The organism is Natrinema hispanicum (assembly GCF_004217335.1).
Lineage (GTDB): Archaea > Halobacteriota > Halobacteria > Halobacteriales > Natrialbaceae > Natrinema > Natrinema hispanicum.
In genome coordinates this window covers 1-17,166 of record NZ_SHMP01000008.1, presented here as the reverse complement: position 1 = coordinate 17,166, position 17,166 = coordinate 1, and the positions used below count along the sequence as shown (strand labels likewise).

Annotated in this window: 12 protein-coding genes; 6 read left to right on the top strand and 6 right to left on the bottom strand. The window is 60.4% G+C overall.

Translation table 11 applies throughout. The features are described 5' to 3' along the window. Window positions 1–2 precede the first annotated feature (2 nt). From BDK88_RS18095 to BDK88_RS18075, 4 genes are all read left to right on the top strand, one after another. Window positions 3–3,203 (top strand): molybdopterin-dependent oxidoreductase, encoded by a 3,201-nt coding sequence (locus BDK88_RS18095; RefSeq protein WP_130501575.1) that lies wholly within the window; start codon window positions 3–5, stop codon window positions 3,201–3,203. Between the two features lie 6 nt (window positions 3,204–3,209). Further along, a complete protein-coding gene (locus BDK88_RS18090) occupies window positions 3,210–4,439 on the top strand; it encodes an Mrp/NBP35 family ATP-binding protein (protein ID WP_207225326.1) in 1,230 nt (409 codons plus the stop codon). Between the two features lie 409 nt (window positions 4,440–4,848). Next, window positions 4,849–6,066: an MFS transporter gene (locus tag BDK88_RS18080; RefSeq protein ID WP_130501574.1), complete on the top strand. Its 1,218-nt coding sequence runs from the start codon at window positions 4,849–4,851 to the stop codon at window positions 6,064–6,066. A 209-nt stretch (window positions 6,067–6,275) separates the two neighbouring features. Further along, window positions 6,276–8,138 carry a glycoside hydrolase family 15 protein gene (locus BDK88_RS18075; protein ID WP_130501573.1) on the top strand — a complete coding sequence of 621 codons (1,863 nt, stop codon included), beginning with the start codon at window positions 6,276–6,278 and terminating at the stop codon, window positions 8,136–8,138. An 84-nt stretch (window positions 8,139–8,222) separates the two neighbouring features. On the opposite strand, the gene BDK88_RS18070 is transcribed toward BDK88_RS18075, so the two are convergent. After that, a complete protein-coding gene (locus BDK88_RS18070) occupies window positions 8,223–9,290 on the bottom strand; it encodes a zinc-dependent alcohol dehydrogenase family protein (RefSeq protein ID WP_130501572.1) in 1,068 nt (355 codons plus the stop codon). 554 nt (window positions 9,291–9,844) lie between these two features. Between BDK88_RS18070 and BDK88_RS18065 the strand changes: the two genes are divergently transcribed. Next, window positions 9,845–10,732, top strand: coding sequence for a cation diffusion facilitator family transporter (locus BDK88_RS18065; protein WP_130501571.1), 888 nt, complete (start codon window positions 9,845–9,847; stop codon window positions 10,730–10,732). Between the two features lie 39 nt (window positions 10,733–10,771). Here the strand turns inward: BDK88_RS18065 and BDK88_RS18060 are convergent, their stop codons facing one another. The 5 genes from BDK88_RS18060 to BDK88_RS18040 form a co-directional block, all read right to left on the bottom strand. Then, window positions 10,772–11,281: a metal-dependent hydrolase gene (locus tag BDK88_RS18060; RefSeq protein ID WP_130501570.1), complete on the bottom strand. Its 510-nt coding sequence runs from the start codon at window positions 11,279–11,281 to the stop codon at window positions 10,772–10,774. After that, complete coding sequence (locus BDK88_RS18055; protein WP_130501569.1) at window positions 11,281–11,889, bottom strand: hypothetical protein; 609 nt, start codon at window positions 11,887–11,889, stop codon at window positions 11,281–11,283. The genes BDK88_RS18060 and BDK88_RS18055 overlap by 1 nt, the downstream gene beginning before the upstream one ends. A 270-nt stretch (window positions 11,890–12,159) precedes the next feature. Beyond that, window positions 12,160–12,888 (bottom strand): ABC transporter permease, encoded by a 729-nt coding sequence (locus BDK88_RS18050; RefSeq protein WP_130501568.1) that lies wholly within the window; start codon window positions 12,886–12,888, stop codon window positions 12,160–12,162. Continuing rightward, window positions 12,885–13,814 carry an ABC transporter ATP-binding protein gene (locus tag BDK88_RS18045; protein WP_130501567.1) on the bottom strand — a complete coding sequence of 310 codons (930 nt, stop codon included), beginning with the start codon at window positions 13,812–13,814 and terminating at the stop codon, window positions 12,885–12,887. Before BDK88_RS18045 ends, BDK88_RS18050 begins: the two co-directional genes overlap by 4 nt. Before the next feature lie 635 nt (window positions 13,815–14,449). After that, window positions 14,450–15,622: an ISH3 family transposase gene (locus BDK88_RS18040; protein ID WP_130501566.1), complete on the bottom strand. Its 1,173-nt coding sequence runs from the start codon at window positions 15,620–15,622 to the stop codon at window positions 14,450–14,452. A 90-nt stretch (window positions 15,623–15,712) separates the two neighbouring features. On the opposite strand from BDK88_RS18040, the gene BDK88_RS18035 reads away from it, so the two are divergent. After that, window positions 15,713–17,166 (top strand): hydantoinase/oxoprolinase family protein (locus BDK88_RS18035; protein WP_130501565.1); only part of this gene is annotated, 1,454 nt, incomplete at its 3' end.

Here is a 17,166-nt window from a genome sequence, read left to right as displayed (position 1 = left end):
CCATGGGACACGAATTCGATCCGAGCCGTATCGAGAAACTCGCCGAACGACTCGGCGTTATTTCGAATCGATCCGAGAACACGAAAAAACAGCGACAACGTCGCGGCGTCGACGGCATCGACCGCATCGCTCCGGAGGGTGAACTCGGCTCGTACCCCGACCCCGACCAGTGGCACGACTGGGTCGAGTACGAGTCCGAGGGCCTCCCGAAGGAATACTCGGTCGTCCCGACAGCCTGCTTCAACTGCGAGGCCGGCTGTGGGCTGCTCACCTACATCGACAAGGAGACCGGCGACATCCGCAAAATCGAGGGCAATCCCGAACACCCCGGAAGCCGAGGGCGCAACTGCGCGAAGGGACCGGCCACGATCAATCAGATCAAAGACCCCCAGCGCATTCGCTATCCACTCAAGCGTGACGGCCCACGTGGGAGCGGCGAGTGGACCCGCGTGTCTTGGGACGATGCCCTCGAGGACATCGCCAGCGAGATGCGCGAAACTATCACCGATGGTCGCGAAAACGAGATTACCTACCACGTCGGCAGGCCCGGCCACGAGGGGTATATGGACCGGGTCATCAACGCCTGGGGACTGGACGGCCACAACTCCCATACGAACATCTGCTCGGCGGGTGCCCGGGCAGGCTATGCCTTCTGGCAGAAGTACGACCGGCCGAGCGCGGACTTCGCTAACGCCGAGTTCATCCTGCTGTTGTCCGCTCACCTCGAGTCGGGCCACTACTTCAACCCCCACGCGCAGCGAATCATCGAGGGTGTCATGGAGGGCGGCCAGCTCGCTGTCTTGGATCCGCGACTGTCGAACACCGCTGCCATGTCGGACTACTGGCTGCCCACCCAGCCCGGCAGCGAGGCCGCGGTCTTGCTGGCGATGGCGAACGTCATCCTTCAGGAGGGACTCTACGACGAGGAATTCCTCTCCAACTGGGTGAACTGGCAGCAGTTCCTCGATGAGGAATATCCCGGCCGCGAGCGAACGTTCGAGACGTATCTCGACGTGCTTCGGGAGACGTACGCGGGCTTTACACCCGAGTACGCCGAGGCCGAGAGCGGCGTCGACGCCGCGACCATCGAGAAAGTGGGTCGGAAAATCGGCACTGCCGGGTCGCGCTTTGCCAGCCATATCTGGCGCTCCGCAGCCTCGGGGAACGAAGGCGGCTGGCAGGTCAGCCGGGCGCTGCACTTCCTCTCCGTGCTCACCGGCAGTGTTGGCACGAAAGGTGGCACCTCGCCCAACGCCTGGCACAAGTTCGAGCCGGAGCTCCCGAAGGAGCCACCGCGCCAGCAGCTCTGGGACGAACTTCAGTTACCGCCGGAGTGGCCGTTCGCTCATTACGAGATGAGCCAGCTCCTGCCGTACTTCCTCAAGGAGGGCCGCGGAAAGTTGTCGGTGTACTTCACCCGCGTGTTCAACCCCGTCTACACCTATCCCGACGGGTTCTCCTGGATCGAGGCGCTGAGCGACGAGGAGAAGGTCGGAATGCACGTCGCGCTGACGCCCACCTGGAACGAGACGGCGTACTTCGCGGACTACGTCCTGCCGATGGGCCACAGTCCCGAACGCCACGACATCCAGAGTCAGGAAACCCACGCCGCGACGTGGGTCACGTACCGCCAGCCGGTCCAGCGGGAGTTCGCCGAGCGCGAGGGCGAAGACATCGAGCGCACCTACGAGGCCAATCCGGGCGAAGTCTGGGAGGAAGACGAGTTCTGGATGGATCTCTCCTGGCGCGTCGATGAGGACGGCGACTTGGGTATCCGGGAGCACTTCGAGAGCCCCTACCGAGATGGCGAGACGGCCGCAGCAAACGGCGGTGCGGCGACACAGCGAGACGACCGCACGGCCGAGCGGGAAGCCTCGAGCAGTGATCAGGCCGCCGACGAACCGCCCCAGATGACCGTCGACGAGTACTACCGCTACGTCTTCGAGCACGAGGAAAACCTCGTCGAGGCGGCTGAGGAAGCGGGCATGGAACCCCTCGAGTACATGAAACACCACGGGGCGTTCGAGGCCAGCGAGAACGACTACGAACTCCACGAGGAGCCACTCGATCCGGCGCTGCTCGAGGACGACGGCGTGTTCGTCGACGAATATGGTACGATCCACCGGGTGCTCGACGAGGACGCCGACGTCTCGATCCCCGAAGGAGCGGCGCAGTCAGCCGAAACCGACGAGGGGGCCGATCATCCTGAAGCCTATGATACAGTCCCGCATGGCTCCCTGTCGGACCTCGAGACCCAGGTGCTCGGCGTGGTCGTCGACGGCGAACCGAAACGTGGCTTCCCCTCTCCGACCGGAAAACAGCAGTTCTACTCGAAGACGCTTGCCGAGTGGGGCTGGGACGACGAGGAATACACCATTCCTCATTATTTGAAGAGTCACGTTCATCCCGAGAACATCGACTACGAGAACGGCGAGATGGTACTCGTGCCCACGTTCCGCCTGCCGACGGCGATCCACTCCCGGTCGTCGAACTCCAAGTGGCTCGAGGAAATCTCGCACAACAATCCGGTCTGGCTGCACCGCAAGGACGCCGATCGACTGGGTGTCGAGACGGGCGACCTCGTGCGCGTCGAGACCGATATCGGCTACTACGTCAACGAAGTCTGGGTCACCGAGTCGATCAAGCCCGGGATCGCCGCGATGAGCCACCACATGGGGCAGTGGAAAATTGACCGTGATGGCGACGGTGAGGCTGACGGGGACTTCGACGAGGGCGGTGATCCCTACGGGAAGGTCACGGTCGACCTGAAAGACGAGGATAGCCAGTGGGGAATGCGCCAGCAGTCCGGCATCGAGCCATTCGAGAGCGACGATCCCGACTCCGCGAGGGTCTGGTGGACCGACGGCGGCGTTCCACAGAACCTCACGCACGCGCCCCATCCCGACCCGATTTCGGGGATGCACTGCTGGCACCAGAAAGTCCGGGTTCGGCCAGCGAAAGCGGACGACTACTACGGCGATGTCTACGTCGACACCGACCGCGCCATGGAAATCTACCGTGAGTGGGTCGAGAAGACCCAGCCGGCAGATGGGCCAGACGGAAAACGCCGGCCGAAGTGGCTCAAACGGCCGATCGCACCGCCGTCAGACCCCGACGAGGACGATGCCTGGTATCTGGATGGCCCGATCGGTCGCGAGCAGCGATGGGATCCGGACGAGTTCGGCCCGCAGGGTGAGGACTGACCCACGATGGCTGATTCCGACGAGACTCCTCACGCCAGGCGGAACGATGGGGTGCCGACAGCGTCAGCCGATGCCGGCCAACGGGACGATACCGCTGCAGCCGTCCGGGAGGCTATCGCCTCGGCGGACGTGGGAACCGAAGACCTCTATGCCGACCTCGCAGCGATCGATGGCGTTAGTGACGTCGTCGTACGCGACGGCGTGGCGTCGGTCGAAATCTCGCTTCCGGTGTCGAGCCAGACGCTCCGCGACCAACTCGCCGCGGACGTGGTGACTGCCGCTGAGTCCGTCGCTGGCGTCGAGTCGGCCGATGTCGACTTCCGAGCCAGCGCTGCCGACCCAGGGGAGCGCATCGATATGCTCCCCGGCGTGAAAAACGTCGTCGCCGTCGCATCGGGCAAGGGTGGCGTCGGCAAGAGCACTATCGCGGCGAACCTCGCGGTGGCGCTGGCCGATACAGGCGCGGCCGTCGGCCTGCTCGATGCCGACGTGTACGGGCCGAACGCGCCGACGATGCTCGGCCTCGATGAGCGACAACCCAACGCCACGACCGACGACGAGATGGTCCCGCGTGAGTCCTACGGCGTCCGGACGATGAGCATGGAGTTCATCACCGGCGAGGACGACCCAATCATCTGGCGCGGCCCGCTGGTCGACGAGTTCATCAAACAGCTGTTTGGCGACGTCCAGTGGGGTAAACTGGACTACTTGATCGTCGACTTGCCGCCTGGAACGGGGGACGCACACCTCTCGCTGGTCCAGCACTTCCCCGTCGCCGGCGCGGTCATCGTGACTACGCCACAGGAAGTCGCGGTCGACGACGCTGCCCGCGGCCTCGTCGGTTTCGCACGTCACGACACACCGGTGTTAGGGATTGTCGAGAACATGGCCGGGTTCGAGTGTCCGGATTGTGAGTCGCTTCACGATATCTTCGGAACCGGCGGTGCCGACGATCTGGCCGAGCAGTTCGACGTCCCCGTTCTCGGTCGTATCCCACTCGAGCCGGCCCTCGGGACAATGGACGGTGACGGCGAACCGGTGCGTCCACCCGGCATCGACGTACCCCTCGTCGGTCGTCTCGAGTTACCGCGGACCCGCGAGGAGCGAACGCAGGGCGACAGAGCGCCTCCACTTGCCTGCAGGACCGACGGCGGTGCTGCTCGCGATCAGTTGCGGATCACCGCGAGCCGCATTGCAGCGCGGCTGAACGAGGCTGCCGTGACGTTTCGGAAGTGAGCGTCCAAACGGCGCTGTTCAGATACGGAGTGACGGGTGAGCCGTCACGCTTTCTGCGCACCCATGCCAGAAAACGCGTGCTTCGGTAGTAGTCTCGACCAGCTCTCGATTTCGGATACGAACGACACGGAACTCGGAACGCTGTCGAATGGATCTTCAGCGAAATAAAACGCCGAACTCCCGCGTTCTCAAATCAGTTCAACGCCGAAGCTGATACGGACCCTCGTCAGCTAGTTTCGACACACCCGCACCTCGTCGTGCGGATGCATCAAGACACAGTGACAGCAAACTGTATGAAACAGCCGACGAGTGGCGCAACGTGGGCAGCTTCCCATGGAATCAGCGTCTCTGAACACTCCCTGATTGATCGGCCACATTTTTATATTAGTCATCCGTTGTGTCTCGGGAGATGTCAATGGTTGTTGGTACCAAGTGGCGCGCACTTGTTCTCGTCGGAATTGCCGAACTGTTCGCGATGACGTTGTGGTTTAGTGGGAGTGCCGTCGGACCTGAATTGGCCGAGATGTGGAATCTCACGCCGGCCGAGACGGCGTGGTTGACCAATGCCGTCCAACTCGGATTCGTCGTCGGAGCGCTTCTCTCGGCTTCGCTCACCATCGCCGACGTGATCCGACCACGATATCTCTTCGCAGGCTGTGCGTTTGCCGGTGCAGCGGCGACCGCCCTCATCGCTGGCGTCGTCGAGAGCGGTGTGTCGGCGATCGTCCTGCGCTTTCTCACCGGCGTCGCACTGGCCGGCGTCTACCCGACTGGGATGAAGATGATGGCCTCGTGGTTCGTCAAGGGGCGGGGCCTCGCTATCGGCGTCCTCGTCGGCGCACTCACCGTCGGCTCTGCCTCGCCACACCTTCTTCGAGCTGTCAGCGGGATCGGACAGCCGCGAGTCGTCCTCTACGGAACGGCCGCCATCGCAGCGACCGGCGGCCTCCTCGTACTGGCCTACGAGGATGGCCCCCATCAGCCTGAGACGGCTCCCTTTGATCCAAGCGCGATCTGGCGTATCGTCACTGATCGTGGCGTCGTCCTCGCAAACACCGGCTACTTCGGCCACATGTGGGAACTCTACGCGGTCTGGACGTGGATTCCGGTCTATCTCCTCGCCAGCCTTGAGGCCAGCGGGACGGCAAACCCGGAGCGATACGCGGCACTGCTTGCGTTCGGGACGATCGCGATTGGCGGTGTCGGGGCATGGATCGCGGGATCGGCCGCGGATCGTGCCGGGAGATCCGTCGTCACCAGTTTGTCGATGATCGTCTCCGGAGGTGCGTGTCTGCTCGCCGGCGTGGTCTACGGTTCGTCGCTGACCGTCGTCGCCCCCTTCGTGCTCGTCTGGGGCTTTTTCATCGTCGCGGACTCCGCGCAGTTCTCCGCGGCGATCTCTGAACTCGCAGACGATAGCTATGTCGGCTCTGCACTGACGCTGCAGACCGCTATCGGCTTTCTGATCACCATCGGGTCGATTCAGCTCATTCCCGTCGTCCAGCGTGCCGTCGGCTGGCGGTGGGCGTTCATCCCGCTCGCTATCGGGCCGTTGATCGGGACGCTCTCGATGCTTCGATTACGGTCTTTGCCGGAGTCAGATCGACTGGCCGGCGGCCGCGGATAGCGCGTTGCTCCGGTTATGAGTTTGAGTATTTCTGATTGACCCAGACAGTTCAGGCAGTGCCGTCTGTCCCATTGTTCGGCGGTCACGTATCTCACGTCATGTGTAATTCGCCTTTTTTGTGCTTGCCCTCGAACAGGATCTCATGTCTCTCGGTCCCTGGTTCGGTTGTGTTCCGTTCGACATCTTGGGCCGTGTCGTTGGTGGTGACAATGGCTGAGCCCAGCACGTATCTACCGATCGAGTCCTACGCCGTCATCGGCAACCTCGAGACGTGTGCGCTCGTTGCACCGAACGGCTCGATCGACTGGTTTCCTTTTCCACACCTCGAGTCGCCGAGTATCCTCGCCGCGATCCTCGATGCCGAACGTGGGGGGCGGTTCCGAATCGGTCCGACCACCCGTTTTGAGACGAACCGGTGGTACGTCGACGATACGAACGTCCTCGAGACGAGCTTCCACACGTCCGACGGGACAGCGACGCTGACCGACTTCATGCCGCCGGCCGGACAGGTCGACCAGCCGAAGAAGGTCCTCTACCGGAAAGTCACCTGTACGGACGGAGCCGTCGACCTCGCGATCGATCTTGAGCCGCAGTTCGACTATGGTCGCGCAGAGACGACGCTCGACTCCGTCGACGGCGGTGTGCTCGCCGCCAGCGAGGCCGAGCGGGTACTACTCGAGACTTCGGTCGACCTCGAGATCGAAGCTGGTCGAATCACCGGCGAGTTCTCGCTCGAGGCGGGCGAGACGGTGTGGGTCCTGTTCCGGTGTACTGGTGCCGAAGACGCAAATACGGACCCCGACGCCGCGTTGGAGGAAACGATCGAGTATTGGACCGAGTGGGGACATAGCTGCGGTCCCGAGGACGACTGTGCATTCGAAGGGCCCTGGCACGATGACGTCGTTCGGTCGGAGCTCGTTCTCAAGCTCCTGACACACGCCGAATCGGGAGCGATCGCCGCCGCACCGACCACGTCGCTGCCGGAGGACATCGGCGGCGTCCGCAACTGGGACTATCGGTTCAATTGGCTTCGCGACGCTGGGTTCACCGTCCAGGCTCTGATGAACCTCGGGACCGTCACGGAAGCGATCGACTATTTCGAGTGGTTCGTCGATCTCTGTCAGACGGCCGATCCCGAGGCAATTCAGCCGTTGTACGGCCTTCATGGCGAGGCGGACCTCGAAGAACGAGAACTCGAGCATCTCGATGGATATCGCGGCTCGCGGCCGGTGCGGGTCGGCAACGAAGCAGCACAGCAGCGCCAACTCGATATCTACGGTGAACTCCTGCTTGCCGTCGACGAAATGTGTCAGCGTGGTCGAGCACTGAACGACGACGAATGGGTTCGAATCCGGGACATCGTCGACTACGTCTGCGACGTCTGGGATGAACCCGATGCGGGTATCTGGGAGGTCCGTGGCGGGAACGAACACTTCGTCTACTCGAAAGTGATGTGTTGGGTCGCCCTCGACCGCGGAATCGAACTCGCTCGTGCACGCGACCGGGACGCCTCGCTCGCGGGCTGGCAGGAGGTTCGCAAACGGATTAAAACGGCTGTGCTCGAGAACGGCTACGACGATGAGATCGGCGCGTTCGTCCAGTCCTACGGAACGAACGTGCTCGATGCGACGGCGCTTTTGCTACCGGTTGTCGGCTTTTTGCCCTTCGACGACGAGCGCGTCCAGAGGACGATCGATGCGGTCGACGAGCGATTGGTTACGGACGACATCTTCGTTGCTCGCTACCACGGTGATGATGGGCTCCCTGGCAACGAAGGCGCGTTCGTCCTCTGTTCGTGCTGGTTCGTCAACGCACTCGCGCTTTCCGGGCGTGTCGAGGACGCCCGGTCACGGTTCGAGTCACTGCTCGAGTACCTGAATCCGCTGGGACTCGTCGCAGAGGAGATCGATCCCGAGACTGGCGCACAACTCGGGAACTACCCACAGGCGTTCAGCCACATTGGAATCGTCAATAGCGCGCTGTACCTCGGCTACGTCCACGGCCACGAACTGCCCGGACCGGACCCAATGGGGATTCGACTCGGTGATCCGGCCGTGGTTCCTGACGAGTGATCCTGATTAGCGCTCGAGCGGTCACTGACGAGTCCGCGACTCTCACGCACGCTTGTCAAAAAAGTGGTGGATGTGGCCGGAGGATCAGCTGCTGAACTCGTTGCAGACGGGAATACCGATCGTGTTGTAATCGCTCATTGCGGCCAGTTCGTCGGGCACCTTGTGGATGTCGACCGTTTCTTCGACCAGTGCCGTCGGATCCAGCTTGCTGGATTCGACCATGTCGAGCATCTCGCTGTACCGCGATGGCTGGAGCCCGAGCGATCCCTTGAACTCGATTTCCTTGGCGACGAACTCGTCAGTCGGAAGTGGGATCATGCCCTCTTCATCGCTGGTCGTCAGCCCGATCTGGACGTGTGTTCCGCCCTTCCGGAGTGAGTTCACTGCGTTCTGGCACGTCGTTTCGATACCGAGTGCGTCCGCAGAAACGTCCGCTCCGCCGTTCGTAATATCTCTGACCTCAGCAGCAGGATCGTCGACATCCGCTGCATTGACGGTGGCAACGGCACCGAGATCTTCTGCTCGGTCCAGTTTTTCGTCCATGAGGTCGACACCGATGACGTTCGCCCCGAGGGCGTTTGCGATGTGGACTGCCGACAGCCCGATACCGCCACAGCCGTGGATGACGACGTCGTCACCGGCGCGTACTGGTGCCCGGTGGGCCATCGCGTGGAAGGACGTCATGAACCGACAGCCCATCCCGGCAGCTGCTTCAGCGTCAATGCCGTCCGGCAGCGGAACGGCGTTGATGTCCGCGTTGGGGATGTGAACTTCTTCGGCGAACGCCCCGGGTGCCTCGTTCATGAACCCGAGGCCGATGTGGTTTTCACAGATATTCTCTCGGCCGTTTCGACAGAGGTCACACGTCCCGCAGGCAAAATTAAACGGGATGGCGACCTCCTGTCCCTCTTCAATATTTTCGACGTCTTCGCCGACGGCGACAATACGCCCGGTCGGCTCGTGGCCGAGAACATGTGGGGGATCGGGTCGGTAGCCGAACCAGTCCCAGTCACCTTGCCAGCAATGCCAGTCGGATCGGCAGATGCCACAGCCGATCACTTCGGCAACGGCACCATCCGGTTCGGGTTCAGGGCGTTCGACGTCTTGGACGGTCAGCGGTTCTTGGAACTCTTCTAGCAGTACGGCTTGCATTACAACAGTTACCATGTGACAATCATTGTTAAGCATTATGTATGTGTATTTACAAATACCGTTATGGACTCCGTTTCGGAATTACGAACTGGTGTTGACGAGCGCCAGCACCCTGACAAACCGGTTTCTAGACAGCGTCTCTAGTTGGTTGGTACTCTATCGAGGCCGTACGCTGTCCCCCACACCACACTTATCATAGAAACGAAACACATCGATTCGGAAAGTTCCCCGTCTCACTCCTGTTTGTCCGATTGTATCCAGAATTCAGTATCGCCTCGGTATTTTGCTTCGCTCGAGATACTTGCGCTTCATATTCGGGATTGAATATTTCCATTCTTGTTTTGGACCGTCTCTCACCATCAAGAGCATGATGGCAGACTGTACTTTTCAAGACTAGTCCAGTCTCGATGAATATGAGCAGCGGGCAAATCGATACCGAACGTACGGTCTCAGGAAGGAGACGATTCGGCATGAGTGTGGACAGTATCGAGGCCGTTACTGGACCTCACTGGTAGCAAAAGCACTATCGGCTCCCCCCGCGGAATCACCAGTAGATGGACCGACGAGCTGCTGTTCGACGCGTCGGGGTCGTCGTGCTTGTGGTAAATCTGCTGCTAGCTGTTGCGAAGGGTGCAGTGTGGTGGACATCCGGGAGTTACGCCGTTGGCTCGGAAGCGGTCAACAGCATTTCCGACACGGTCTACAGCGTCGTCGTACTCGCTGGGCTGTACGTTACCACCCAACCCCCGGATTTCGAACACCCGCATGGCCACGAGCGCATCGAGCCGTTCGTCTCGCTGTTCGTTGCCGCCGGCGTACTCGCTGCGGGCGGCACTGTCCTCTATCGATCGATTACGACGCTCGTCGCGGGCGACTATGCCGTAGTTGCTGGCCCGTGGGCGGTCGGTGTCCTCGTCTCGAGTGCGGTGGCGAAGTACGGACTCTACCGGTACTGTCTGCGGGTTGCCGAGACGTACAACTCACCAGCGACGACCGCGACGGCACTCGACAACCGCAACGACATCCTCACTGCAGCTGCGGCGCTTGTGGGCGTTTTGGGTGCCGCCGCAGGCTTCCCACTCCTCGATCCGTTGGCCGGTGCCGTGGTCGCGCTGGGGATCCTGTATACGGGGTATGATATCGTCAGCGAGAACATCGACTATCTCGTCGGTGCCGCGCCGCCACCTGAACTCCGCGAGGAGATACGCGAGCGGGCGCTCGCTCACCCGGACGTTCACGGTGCCCACGATGTCGTCGCCCACTACGTCGGCCCGGAAGTCGACGTCAGCTTGCACATCGAGGTCGAGAGCGACCTGACGCTTCAGCAAGCCCACGACATCGAGTCGACGATCGCGGCGGACATCCGTGATATCCCCGAGGTCGACGATGTATTCGTCCACGTCGACCCGCGCGAACTCGGCGAGTGGGAGAAAAATGAATAGACCGTGTCTTAACAGACCATCCAGCACCTGGAAACACGTTTACTCCGAGATTGGTAATGCCTCAGTAATATCATACCGACGGACGGCCCACGAACCGATTGCGAGGACGCCTGCAACGGCTGCAGGCCAGCGATCGGTACTGAGATACAGATCCGGAGACGGTGGCCGATACGCACTGATCGGGAAGAAAACGGCGTACGCGTCGCCGGTCGCCGTGAACAACGCGACATCGAGGACGTGGTGAGAGGCTGCGCCGATAGCAGTCAGCACAATCGTCTGTCGTCGATAGTCGGGTGCGACCAACAGCGATCCCAAGAGGACGACGAGTACGCTCCCACCGAGTGTGTGTAACGGCGTCCACGAGATCGGGCCGCCGGTTACCAACTCGAGCGGGCCAGTCGGGATCACGGGTGCAATCTTTCTGAAATCCGGGGACAGCGCACCGACCATCACGAGAGTGACCTGTGGCGCTCGAACTCGCTCATATCGAACTGCGAGCAGCGTCCCGATGCTGTAGCCGACCAGCACGTGTGTGAGGAGATCGGGCATCACCGATCACGCTGTTCCCGATGTTGCTCGCTCGAGCCGTCAGCCGATGTGCCATCGCGTTGTAACCGACCGGAATCGACGCCGGATTTGCCACCGTTCGTCGGCGCTGTGGGTCGGGGAACGAGCGCATACCGGTCCCAATCAATGCGCCAGCCACGGATGAGCCGTGCGAGAACCCAGCACCCGCCGACGAATGAGATGACGACCATGTAAAGCGATTCCCACAGGGCAGTGGAGATCGTTCGCTCCGCGTCGAGCGTCGATGCATCCTCGAGCGTTCCGAATACTGTCACGCGATCGCCCGTCTCGAGGGGGCCGGCCGACCGCTCGAGGGTGTCGGCGGTCCGTACGACGGTGAACCTGCCGTTCCCGTTCGACTGCGTTGCGATCACGAGGGGGTCGGTCTCGACGACGGCACCGTCAAGCACAATACGGTCTCCGATGTAGGATTCGCGATCCGGCGTCACGTCGGCTTCGTCTGGGTACGTGCTTTCTAGCGGTTCGATAGCGGCTGTGCCGGTCCATGACAGGAGTCCGACGAGCGCGAGGAGGAGGGCAACGCTGGCCAGAAGACGGCCAGACTGACCGAACGGCTCACGTGTGGACATTCACTCTCATGACTGGGGCCTGAGATATAGCCGTTGTGTCGGAGATACTGACTAGCAGCCACAGCTTCTCCTTCTCTGCGTTTGGTGTAGCTAAGCGGAACTGACCGACAACATCCAGTCTGCCCGGGCGACTAGCCTGTTGCCGTTCCTCGAGCGAGACTCCGAACCGAGTCCGCGTATCGACTGGTTGGCCCACGTCACACGACGACGTTCTCGGTGCGGTTGTTCTACCGACTCGTGAACTGCCTCGAGAGCAAGCCTTTACGGTGGTTACAGCCGTTTCGGAAGGGTCTTTCGGTGAATGCTGACTGCAAGACTGAAGGTGATGATGAAAAAGAAGAGAAGCCCCACGAGCCAGATGATCGCGCTGTCCCCGGTTCCAAGTCCGTATTTCGTCGTTTGGACAAGATAGGTGAGTGGTGACCCGTAAGCGACCACACGACCCCACGAGGGGAGGTCCGCGACGGGCACAAAGATACCGCTGACGAAAATAATCGAGAACTTGACCAGGGTTGCCAGCATCATGACGTTCGACGTCTGATCTGTCGGGACAGCAGCGAGCAAGACACCAAGCGCCGAGAATCCGATCGCTGCAAGAATCAGTCCAACACCGATGAGAACGGGATTTGCGATCGAGACGTCGAGAACGAGAGCGAGTATCGCTGTCGCGACGCCAGTAATGATGACGCTAATGGTGGCAGATGCGACGATATCACCGAGGAGTATTTCGACGACCGTGATCGGAGCAGAAACGAGCCGTTCCAACGTGCCGTCGCGGGTCTCCCACGGTGCGATGACCGGCGAGATCGACGTGGCGGTAAACCAGAGCGTCATCCCGATGAGACCCGCGACGAGTTGTGTTCCGGCCATATCTCGCCCCATAGTGAAGGCAAGAAAGAAGAATACTGGGAGGAGGAGACCGGAGATGAGGACCGGTCCCTTGGTGTAGTAAATCCGGATGTCCTTTTTCGCTATGGCCAGCACCCGACGGACTCTCATTGCTGTGCCTCCGTAAGGGCGGTAAACGCATCTTCGAGACTCGGACCAAGCGTCTGTAACGACCGGAGTGTGAGGTTCTCTTCCTGTGCGAAGTTTACTATAGCTTTGATGACTGCATCGGGGTCAGGCGTCATGAGACGTATAGTATCACCGCGCTTTTCTACGGTGTCGACTGTACTGAACGCGGCCAACGTGTCCAACGTCACCTCCTCATTGAAACTCACCTCCACAGCACGGGTCCGCTCAATCGTCTGTTTCAGTGCGTCTGGCGTATCGATGGCAGCGATTTCGCCACGGTTGATGATCGCAACTCTATCACACAACCGATCCGCTTCCGCGATATTATGTGTGGTCAAGAACACTGTTCGTCCCTCCCGGTTCAACTCCGCTATCCGCTCCCGGATGAGGCGTTGGCTCTCGACGTCGAGCCCTGTAATCGGTTCGTCCAGGAAAAGAACCGCAGGATCATGCAATAGCGCCATCGTCAACATCAGCCGCTGTTTCATCCCTTTACTGAAGTTCGTTGCAAGGGTATGACGCCGTTCGAGCAACCCGAACGAGCGTAGCAGCTCCGTCCCTCGTGACTTCCGTGTTTGCCGTTGAATCCCGTACAGTTCGCCTGCAAGCATCACGTTTTTCCAGGCTGTCAAGTCCGGATACGCGTTGAACTGCTCAGGGACGATTCCGATTTCGGACTTTGCCGCATCGGTATCGGTACGGACGTCATATCCAGCAATTCGAGCGGATCCCGCGTCGGGTCGCAGAACACCGGTTACCATCCGAATCGTCGTCGACTTACCCGCCCCGTTCGGTCCGAGAAAGCCAAACGATTCTCCCTCATCGACTTGGAAGGAAATACCATCCACGGCGGTAAGATCACCGAAACGCTTGACGAGATTCTCGACGCGAACTGCTGGTGGGGCCATCGTTATCGTATCGTGTCTCCGTAGCCGGTAAACCGTCGTCTACTCGTATAACTGTGGATTCGCTTCGTCGGTAGTTAAATCCCGACGTTCGATAGAATTCTCGAGTCCACAGACGGCGCAATTCACCCGTACAGCCGATCCGAAAACTCTGCGAAGCGGTCTCTGACGCTGGGGGCGTCATTGGAGAACGATCGGATATCGAGATGTTTATAGGTATACATTATTAGCGAAATTAATCGGTCATGAAAGCGGTGATGTTCCAGTTGCTGCTGTGAGTGGCTCAGCCAGCGGTCACAGCCGGTCGAAGCACGAACCGCCGGTGCGGTCATCAGTACGTCGACCCGACCGGACCGTTTTAAAGCGACCACATATGTCACGTGTTGTCAGCGTCTGTCACTCCCGTCCACCCCAATTCGTGATAATACCTAACTTACCACATAGTATCGGTACTTCCCGAGCGTCGCTTCGTGAGCTGTGCTGAGTCTCGGATGACCGGAGTGAACGCTGGTGTGATAGCTGAGTGTAGGAGAAACAGAGTCCACAGATGGAGAGAACCGAACTGAGAAAGCTGAGATACGCCGTTTTAGACGAATGCTGTTGCTCGTCAGGTGCCTGCTCAAGGCCGCGGGCTGGCGTCAGCCCGCGGCCGATGCATACGTTTCTGGCACACCGACGCCGTTCATCTTGATCTCCCAGCGCCGTTCTAGCTCTTCTTCCAATGCATGTCTAATCCAGTCAGAGAAGGTCTTGAACGTGAATTCCTGGGGGAGGTCGCGCCCGCCCCGACGCGGGCGGGCGACGACCGCCCACCGAAGCACGAGCCAGAGGTTCTCCAGCAAGAACCCGACCAAGACGAATGCAAAGCGGACGACTGGATCTTGTGTCGTCGTTACCACTCGTGCTTGGCGAAACACCCGGTAGCTTGTTTCAATCGCTGACCGTTTCCGGTACAGCTGTTCGACCTGCTTGGGCGTGCGATCAGCCAGATCGCACGCCACATACCCTCGCACAACCTCTCCGCTTTTCCCTCGATCTCCAGCGTGATAGGACACAGCGACCGCGAGCGGGAATTCTAGTTCCCGCTCGCGGTCTTTGTACATCCGATAGGTTGTCATGTACGAACGGTGCGTGTCCAACTTTTCCTTCATGCGTTCTCCCTTCTTTTGGACGGGAACGACAGTCGCAGCAATCTCCTGAGAACGACGCAGGATACGTTCGTTGTAGAAGCCACGATCAGCCAAGAGAAGCTCTATTTCGAAGGGATAGGCTTCGATGCGGTCGAGGACGCGCTCGACCGCATCGGCCTCTTTCTCATCACTACGGACGTACGTCATCGCCAGCGTCACTGGCTTTCCGTTCGAGACGAGATACGCCGTGCAGTACCGGTGGCACGTCGTTGTTCCGTCTTTCGCGTGCATGCGGCAGAGTTCACCTTCTTCATCGGCGTACGTTCCGTGGTAGGGGTTATCGACGAAGTCAATGGAGACGATCCTCGACCGATCAGGGTCGAGGATCGTCATCGCTAACTCCCAGAGAAGGCGGTTAGCAACCCGCTCAAGCCACTCTCGGTTGAGCGTATGTAGCCAGTCCATGACAGTATCATCACAGGCAGCGTTGTCGTTGTCCTTGCACGTCTCCCAGATGGACGTCTGATTGACCGCTGCAAGAATGACAACAGCCCAGATATCGCCGGGATCGAGGGGCGAGCCCTCGATCCCTGGCAAGGGGAGTTGGCAGATGACGTCTTCCGCTAAATCTTTCACGTCCGAATCCGAAAGAACACCGTCTGGCTGAGGGATACTGAACACATTCACTCAACCAGACATCTTCCTCATGAGACCAACGCTTTAGCTCCAGCTCTCACACCAGTCGGGAAGTACCGAGTATGGAAACCCTTGATGGCAAGTTCAGAAGACGATCCCACAACACAACACGACGCACAGATCCTGTCGATCGATGCTGGCGGGACGATGACGGATACGTTCCTCATGGACTCGAACGGCGAGTTCACCGTGGGGAAGGCGAAAACCACGCCGGATGATGAGTCTCGAGGATTCATCAAGTCCTCTCAGGACGCGCTCGAGGACTGGGGGTTGAGCGTCGAAGAGGGGTTCCCGGACCTCGTGTCGACGGTCTACTCCGGCACGGCAATGCTCAACCGGCTGGTCGAACGAGAAAGCGAAGTCGACGTCGGCATCCTCATCACGGGCGGGATGGAGGACACGCTTCGGATGGGACGGGGCCGCCAGTCCTACACCGGCTACTCTTATTCGGATCGCCTCCACGTCAACACCCACAAACACCCCGAGCCGCTCATCCCGCGGAACCGAATTCGTGGCGTTCGAGAGCGCATCGACGTCAAGGGGAACACGCTGGTGCCGCTGTACGAAGACGACGTCCGGGAGGGTGTCAACGACCTGCTCGATCAGGATGTTGACCACATCGTCGTCATGTTCCTTCACTCCTACAAGAACGGGGAGCACGAACACCGGACTGCCGAAATCGCTCGCGAAATCATCGACGAGCGCGGGGCAGAGACGTCGGTGATGCTCTCGAGCGAGTACTACCCGACGCTCAAGGAGTCCGAACGGCTGAACACGGTGACGGCGGAGGCGTTCGCTGCCGAGCCGTCACGTGACCAGCTGTCGAACATTCAGGAGGCCGTCGACGAACAGGGCGGTACCGTCGGTGTGCGGGTGATGGCGAGTCACGGCGGCACGATCGACATCCATGCGAACGAGCTTGCCCGGACGCTGATTTCCGGCCCGATCGGGGGCATGATCGGGGCGAACTACTTCGGGCAGAAACTCGACTACAACAACCTCGTCTGTACCGACATCGGTGGGACCAGCTTCGACATGGGCATCATCATCGACAACGACTGGCAGATCGATTACAGCCCGGAGATGGCCCGGCTGCTCCTGTCGCTGCCGATGGTGAACATGGAAAGCGTCGGTGCGGGGACGGGCAGTTACGTGCGGGTGAACCCAACGTTCGACAAGATCGAACTCGGGCCAGAGAGCGCCGGTGACAAAGTCGGCGTCAGCGCGGTCGAGACCGACGTCGAGACAGTGACGGTGACCGACTGCCACGTCGCGATGGGGTGGATCAATCCCGAGAACTTCCTCGGCGGCGACATGCCGATCGACCGTGAGGTGGCCGAACAGGAGATCAAAGAACAGATCGCTGATCCGCTCGATATGGGCGTCTACGAGGCGGCCCAGGGCGTCATCGACATCCTCGAGAGCAAGCTGCGCAACGACTTAGAGGCCGTCGTGACCGGCGAAGGGTACGCGCCGTCGAACTTCAAGTGTCTCTCCTACGGCGGTGGCGGCCCGGTGCATACGGCCGG

Excerpts from the sequence above, each read along its gene's own strand:
- BDK88_RS18095 (WP_130501575.1), top strand. The coding sequence starts at position 3 with ATGGGACACGAATTCGATCCGAGCCGTATCGAGAAACTCGCCGAACGA.
- BDK88_RS18090 (WP_207225326.1), top strand. The coding sequence starts at position 3,210 with ATGGCTGATTCCGACGAGACTCCTCACGCCAGGCGGAACGATGGGGTG.
- BDK88_RS18080 (WP_130501574.1), top strand. The coding sequence starts at position 4,849 with ATGTCAATGGTTGTTGGTACCAAGTGGCGCGCACTTGTTCTCGTCGGA.
- BDK88_RS18075 (WP_130501573.1), top strand. The coding sequence starts at position 6,276 with ATGGCTGAGCCCAGCACGTATCTACCGATCGAGTCCTACGCCGTCATC.
- BDK88_RS18070 (WP_130501572.1), bottom strand. The coding sequence starts at position 9,290 with ATGCAAGCCGTACTGCTAGAAGAGTTCCAAGAACCGCTGACCGTCCAA.
- BDK88_RS18065 (WP_130501571.1), top strand. The coding sequence starts at position 9,845 with ATGGACCGACGAGCTGCTGTTCGACGCGTCGGGGTCGTCGTGCTTGTG.
- BDK88_RS18060 (WP_130501570.1), bottom strand. The coding sequence starts at position 11,281 with ATGCCCGATCTCCTCACACACGTGCTGGTCGGCTACAGCATCGGGACG.
- BDK88_RS18055 (WP_130501569.1), bottom strand. The coding sequence starts at position 11,889 with ATGTCCACACGTGAGCCGTTCGGTCAGTCTGGCCGTCTTCTGGCCAGC.
- BDK88_RS18050 (WP_130501568.1), bottom strand. The coding sequence starts at position 12,888 with ATGAGAGTCCGTCGGGTGCTGGCCATAGCGAAAAAGGACATCCGGATT.
- BDK88_RS18045 (WP_130501567.1), bottom strand. The coding sequence starts at position 13,814 with ATGGCCCCACCAGCAGTTCGCGTCGAGAATCTCGTCAAGCGTTTCGGT.